General features: G+C 68.2%; 4 protein-coding genes. 1 reads left to right on the top strand and 3 read right to left on the bottom strand.

The window, feature by feature from the left end; translation table 11 throughout:
• Positions 1-103: 103 nt before the first annotated feature.
• From ACGFMM_RS09520 to ACGFMM_RS09510, 3 genes are all read right to left on the bottom strand, one after another.
• Positions 104-1,354: an MFS transporter gene (locus ACGFMM_RS09520; RefSeq protein ID WP_393644807.1), complete on the bottom strand. Its 1,251-nt coding sequence runs from the start codon at positions 1,352-1,354 to the stop codon at positions 104-106.
• Positions 1,355-1,460: 106 nt separating this feature from the next.
• The gene (locus tag ACGFMM_RS09515) at positions 1,461-2,543 is read right to left on the bottom strand and encodes an inositol-3-phosphate synthase (RefSeq protein ID WP_393644805.1); all 1,083 of its coding nucleotides are present in this window, start codon (positions 2,541-2,543) and stop codon (positions 1,461-1,463) included.
• 48 nt (positions 2,544-2,591) lie between these two features.
• Positions 2,592-3,284, bottom strand: a complete 693-nt coding sequence (locus ACGFMM_RS09510; protein WP_393644803.1) for a helix-turn-helix transcriptional regulator — start codon at positions 3,282-3,284, stop codon at positions 2,592-2,594.
• 371 nt (positions 3,285-3,655) lie between these two features.
• Here ACGFMM_RS09510 and ACGFMM_RS09505 point away from each other — a divergent pair, with 371 nt between their 5' ends.
• On the top strand, positions 3,656-6,367 hold the full coding sequence (locus ACGFMM_RS09505) for a transglycosylase domain-containing protein (protein WP_393644801.1): 2,712 nt from the start codon (positions 3,656-3,658) through the stop codon (positions 6,365-6,367).
• Positions 6,368-6,408 lie beyond the last annotated feature (41 nt).

Raw genomic sequence — 6,408 nt, 5'->3', positions numbered from 1 at the left:
GGGGGCGCGCCCCCCCTTTGTGGCGCGCTGCATCTTTGTTACCTCATAAACATCGACGCGGCGAGGCGAGTGCGGGGCGATGTTTCACGTGAAACATCGCCCCTCATGTTGCCCGGCGCAGGGACAGAGCCACACCGGCGTACAGGACGGCGACCATCACGACCAGCGGTACCGACCGGCCGTCCGCCGGGAGCATCAGAGCCGCCACCCCGGCCGCGGCGACGAAGGCGACGTTGAACAGGACGTCGTAGAGCGCGAAGAGCCGGCCCCGGTAGGCGTCGTCCACCGAGGTCTGCACGACGGTGTCCGTCGCGATCTTCGTGCCCTGGGTGGCGAGCCCCAGGACGAACGCGGCGATCATGAAGGGCACGGGCGCGAAGGTCAGGCCCAGCGCGGGCTCCAGGACCGCCGCCGATGCGGCGCACACGGTCATCCAGCCGAACGGACCGAGCCGCCCCACGGTCCACGGGGAGATCACTGCCGCGGCGAAGAACCCCGCGCCCGAGATCGCGACGGCCAGCCCCAGGAGCGCCAGCCCATCCTGCTCCGTATCGCCCCAGGAGTACCGGCAGAGCATCAGTACGGCCACCGTGAGAGCGCCGTAGCAGAAGCGCATCACCGTCATCGCGGCCAGCGCACGCGCCGCCGGACGGCGCTCGGCCAGATGGCGCAGCCCCTCCAGTAGGCCTCGCGCGGTCGAGGCGACCGCGGCCGCGAGCCGGGGCTGCACCAGTCCCGGGTCGGGTCCGAGCAGGGTCCGGGGCATCCGCAGGGCGGCGAGCGCCGAGCAGAGATAGAGCAGCGCGCCCAGGGCCACCACCGCCGCGTCGGAGTCGGCGGCGATCAGCCGTACGCCGAAGGCGAGGCCGCCGCCGGCGGTGGCGGCCAAGGTGCCGGCGGTCGGCGACAGCGAGTTGGCGAGGACCAGCCGCTCGTCGTCCACCACCCGGGGCAGCGCGGCCGAGAGCCCGGCGAGGACGAAGCGGTTCACGGCGGTGACCGAGAGCGCGGAGGCGTAGAAGAGCCAGTCCGGGACGGAGGCGAGGATGAGGAAGGCCGTACAGGAGGCGAGCAGGGCGCGGAGCAGGTTGCCGTAGAGGAAGACCTGCCGGCGCTGCCAGCGGTCCAGGAGCACTCCGGCGAACGGGCCGACGAGCGAGTACGGCAGTAGCAGCACCGCCATCGCCGAGGCGATGGCCGCGGGCGAGGTCTCCTTCTCCGGGGAGAAGACGACGTACGTGGCGAGGGCGACCTGATAGACGCCGTCGGCGCATTGCGACAGCAGCCGGACGGCGAGCAGGCGGCGGAAGTTCGTCAGGCGCAGGAGTACGCGCAGATCACGTACGACGGGCATGGCAGCAAGACTCACATACCGTGATGCGCAAACGGCAGAGGGTCCCCGGGCGTTTGCCGCGGGGACCCTCTGCCGTCGATCACGACTCAGCGCTCCTGGGGAGTGCTCAGCGCTCGACCTCGCCCTTGATGAACTTCTCGACGTTCTCGAAGGCCTCGTCGTCGAAGTACTGCACCGGCGGGGACTTCATGAAGTACGAGGAGGCCGAGAGGATCGGGCCGCCGATGCCGCGATCCTTGGCGATCTTCGCGGCGCGCAGGGCGTCGATGATGACACCGGCCGAGTTCGGGGAGTCCCAGACCTCGAGCTTGTACTCCAGGTTCAGCGGGACGTCGCCGAACGCACGGCCCTCGAGGCGTACGTACGCCCACTTGCGGTCGTCCAGCCAGGCCACGTAGTCCGAGGGGCCGATGTGGACGTTCTTGTCGCCCAGGTCGCGGTCCGGGATCTGCGAGGTGACGGCCTGCGTCTTCGAGATCTTCTTGGACTCCAGGCGCTCGCGCTCGAGCATGTTCTTGAAGTCCATGTTGCCGCCGACGTTCAGCTGCATGGTGCGCTCCAGGCGGACACCGCGGTCCTCGAAGAGCTTCGCCATGACGCGGTGCGTGATGGTGGCGCCGACCTGGGACTTGATGTCGTCGCCGACGATCGGGACGCCCGCCTCGGTGAACTTGTCCGCCCACTCCTTGGTGCCGGCGATGAAGACCGGGAGGGCGTTGACGAAGCCGACCTTGGCGTCGATGGCGCACTGCGCGTAGAACTTCGCAGCGTCCTCGGAGCCCACGGGCAGGTAGCAGACGAGGACGTCGACCTGCTTGTCCTTCAGGATCTGGACGACGTCCACCGGCTGCTCGGCGGACTCCTCGATGGTCTGGCGGTAGTACTTGCCCAGGCCGTCGAGCGTGTGGCCGCGCTGGACCGTCACGCCGGTCTGTGGAACGTCGCAGATCTTGATGGTGTTGTTCTCGCTGGCGCCGATGGCGTCCGCGAGGTCGAGGCCGACCTTCTTGGCGTCCACGTCGAAGGCGGCCACGAACTCGACGTCACGCACGTGGTAGTCGCCGAACTGGACGTGCATCAGACCCGGCACCTTGGTCGCCGGGTCGGCGTCCTTGTAGTACTCGACGCCCTGTACCAGCGAGGCGGCGCAGTTGCCCACGCCGACGATGGCTACGCGAACCGAACCCATTCCGGTTGCTCCCTGTGTGATCTCGGAGGGCCTGCCGGAGGCAGTCCCTCACTTGGTGGTGTCGTCGGACGGATCCGGCCGGGTACTGCCCCCGTGCCGGGGCAGGCCGCCCGTGTTTCCAGAAGTCCTGTCGTCCTGTCGAGCCGGGTCCTCGGGGGTCTCGGGGCCGGATCGCCGGTCCCGTCCCGCTCGCTCGCTCTCGATGAGCTCGTTCAGCCAGCGCACTTCGCGCTCCACGGACTCCATGCCGTGGCGCTGGAGCTCAAGTGTGTAGTCGTCGAGGCGTTCGCGCGTCCTGGCGAGGGAGGCCCGCATCTTTTCCAGGCGCTCCTCCAGCCGGCTGCGCCGGCCTTCGAGGACGCGCATCCGCACTTCGCGCTCGGTCTGGCCGAAGAAGGCGAAGCGGGCGGCGAAGTGCTCGTCCTCCCAGCTGTCCGGGCCGGTGTGGGAGAGGAGCTCCTCGAAGTGCTCCTTACCTTCCGCCGTCAGCCGGTACACGATCTTCGCCCGGCGCCCGGAGAGCGTCGTCGCCAGCGCGTCCTCGGGGGCGCTGCCGGGTTCTTCGATCAACCAGCCGTTGGCGACCAGCGTCTTGAGGCAGGGATAGAGGGTGCCGTAGCTGAACGCGCGGAAGATCCCCAGCGAGGTGTTGAGCCGCTTCCGCAGCTCGTAACCGTGCATCGGGGCCTCACGGAGCAGGCCGAGGACGGCGAACTCCAGGATTCCGGAGCGTCTGCTCATGCATCGCCTCCTCTGCCGCCGGGACTCATATGCCGTACTGATGTATCGGCTCGATACATCCTGACGATAGAACGGCCCTACGGCTGCGACAAGTGGGACCCACGTGACCGGCATCACATCGTCAATTCGTCGCAAGCGACTTGCCTGATTTGGGGTGAACTTCAGCCCTAGGCAGGTTTTGACCGTGCGTAGTCTGTGCGGCATGCAGTCCACCGGGAACCACGAGGCACGAATGCACGTCAGTGCTCTCGATGTACCGGCTGCAGTGATGCGGATGAGCCTCTCCGGGGGGCTGTCCGTATTCATTTCGGGGGGACCGGAACCAATTGCCGCTTCCAGGCCAACGCGCCTGCCCGAGGAGTAGTCGTTCGATGAGCGAGCACCGTCGCAAATCGCAGCCGCAGCCGCCCACCGGCGGACGGGCAGCGGCCCGGCGCGCGGCCCAGCAGCCCATGGGCAGAAGGCCCCAGGCGCGTGACGTCAGCACGGGCACCCCTTCCTCGCCCTACGGCGAGGAGCGCCCCTACGGCGGACGGGCCGAGGCCCGCCGAGCCCAGCAGCGCGGGGGGAGGCGCGCGGCCGGCGGCGATGCCGGCGGTCACGGCGGCGGCGGCCGACGAGGCGGCGGAGGCGGCGGTCACGAAGGCGGCCGGGGCCGCGGCGGCGGCCGTCCGCCGGGCCGCAAGCGCATGATCGACTACCCGCGCTACGGGAAGTACGGCTGGCGCCGCTGGGTGCCCTCCTGGAAGCTGGTCTCCGGCCTCACGCTGACGTTCCTCGGCCTGCTCATGGGCGGGTCGATGATCGCGTACGCGAACGTGGTCGTCCCGAACGAGGACGACGGCGCGAAGGCGCAGAACAATGTCTACTACTGGGCGGACAAGACCCAGATGGCGGCCACCGGCGGTGAGGTGAACCGCCAGATCCTCGCCTACGACGCCATTCCGAAGGCGATGCAGGACGCGGTGGTCTCGGCCGAGAACAAGACGTTCTGGACGGACTCCGGCATCGACCCGATGGGCATCGGCCGCGCCGTGTTCAACATGGCCAAGGGCGGACAGACCCAGGGTGGTTCGACGATCACCCAGCAGTACGTGAAGAACAACCGGCTCGCCGACCAGTCGCAGACCCTGACCCGCAAGGTCAAGGAGCTCTTCATCTCGATGAAGGTCGGCAACACGTACGACAAGCCCAAGATCATGGCGGGCTACCTCAACACGGCGTACTACGGCCGCGGCGCCTACGGCCTCCAGGCCGCGGCGCGCGCGTACTACCGAGTCGACGCGAACAAGCTGAACCCGAGCCAGTGCGCCTTCCTGGCCGCGGTGCTGAAGGGCGCCACCTACTACGACCCGGCGGGCTATCCCGACATCGATCCCGAGGCGAGTCGCGAGAACAACACCGACCGTGCGATGAAGCGCTGGAAGTGGATCCTCGGCGAGATGGTCAACGACGGGAGCCTGACCGCCGCTGACCAGGCCAAGTTCCAGCAGTTCCCGATGCCGCTGCCGCCGCAGAACGCCACGGCGCTCGGCGGTCAGAAGGGTTACCTGGTGGGCCTCGCCAAGGCGTACCTCCTCTCCAACACCGAGATCACCGAGGAGCAGCTCTCCCGGGGCGGCTACGAGATCTACACGACCTTCGAAGAGAAGAAGGTCGAGGCGCTTCGGAAGTCCGTCTTCAAGATCTACGAGGAGTACATCGACGAGAAGAAGCGCCCCGAGTACGACACCCACGTGCAGTTCGGCGGCGCCTCGATCGATACCGCGACCGGTGCCATCGTCGCGACTTACGGCGGAAAGGACGCGACGCAGCACTTCACCAACAACGCCAACGAGACGGGCGCCCAGGTCGGATCGACCTTCAAGCCCTACGTTCTGGCGGCGGCGATGCGGGACGGCGTCCGGGACCCGAAGGACCCCTCGATCCGCACGAAGGTCGACCCGGACAAGAGCCGGTACAACGCCAAGCACAACCTCGTGATCAAGAACTACGACGGCACGATCTGGCACGACGAGACCGGCAAGGAGTGGAAGCAGGCCAACGAGGGCGACGAGAGCCTGGGTTCCGTCAACCTGCGCCGCGCCATGGTCAAGTCCGCCAACTCGCCGTTCGTGCAGCTGGGCATGGACGTCGGCATCGACAAGGTGCGCCAGGCGGCGATTGACGCCGGGCTCAAGGAGAACTCGCTGGTGAAGGGCGATGTCCCGTCGTTCTCCCTGGGCATCTCCCACCCGAGCGCCATCCGCATGGCCGGCTCCTACGCCACCTTCGCGACCAACGGCAAGCAGCGCGAGCCGTTCTCCGTCAAGGAGGCGAAGAAGGAAGGGCACGTCGTCTACAAGCACGAGGACAAGGCGAAGCAGGCCTTCACCACCGCCGTGGCCAGCAATGTCACGGACGTCCTCACGTCCGTCGTCGAGGACCCCGAGGGCACCGGCCGCAAGGCCGCCATCCCGGGTCGTGACATCGCCGGCAAGACCGGTACCACCGACGACAACAAGTCGGCCTGGTTCGTGGGCTACACCCCGCAGCTGTCGACGGCGATCGACATGTACCGCCTCGACGACAACGAGAAGAACACCAAGCGCGAGTTCCTCAAGATGTACAACACGGGTGGCCAGCAGACGATCCACGGTTCCTCGTTCCCGTCGCGGATCTGGCACGACTACATGGTCGAGGCGCTCAAGGGTCAGCCGGTCAAGAAGTTCCCGGAGCCGGAGGAGCTGCCGGACGCCGAGGCCGTCTTCGGCGGCGGCGCCCCCAGCCCGACGCCCACGCCGACGAACTCCCCCTCGGGCACCCCGTCCGGCATGCCGTCCAACGGGCCCACGCAGCGTCCGTCCAACCGGCCCAAGCCGGGCAAGAGCTGTGACGTGTGGGACTGGGACTGCAACACCACCGGTGGCCAGGACGGCGGAGCGACGGACGGCGGTGCGACGGACGGAGGCACCACCGACGGAGGCACCACCGACGGCAGCACCGGGCTCCCCAGCGGAACGCCCACCCAAACGTCGGACAGCAGCGGCAACGGCAACGGGAAGCCCGGCGGAGGCGGCTTCTTCGGCGGAACGGACGGCTAGCGGCCGCAACCGCCATGAGCAGCTCCGGTGAGGGCCGCCGT

The organism is Streptomyces sp. NPDC048604 (assembly GCF_043199435.1).
Taxonomy (GTDB): domain Bacteria; phylum Actinomycetota; class Actinomycetes; order Streptomycetales; family Streptomycetaceae; genus Streptomyces.
Note: the sequence above shows the minus strand (reverse complement) of the source record. Positions and strands in the feature narration are given on the sequence as shown.

What these genes read in the sequence shown, in the direction of transcription:
- ACGFMM_RS09520 (WP_393644807.1), bottom strand. Translation starts at nt 1,354, where the DNA reads ATGCCCGTCGTACGTGATCTGCGCGTACTCCTGCGCCTGACGAACTTC.
- ACGFMM_RS09515 (WP_393644805.1), bottom strand. Translation starts at nt 2,543, where the DNA reads ATGGGTTCGGTTCGCGTAGCCATCGTCGGCGTGGGCAACTGCGCCGCC.
- ACGFMM_RS09510 (WP_393644803.1), bottom strand. Translation starts at nt 3,284, where the DNA reads ATGAGCAGACGCTCCGGAATCCTGGAGTTCGCCGTCCTCGGCCTGCTC.
- ACGFMM_RS09505 (WP_393644801.1), top strand. Translation starts at nt 3,656, where the DNA reads ATGAGCGAGCACCGTCGCAAATCGCAGCCGCAGCCGCCCACCGGCGGA.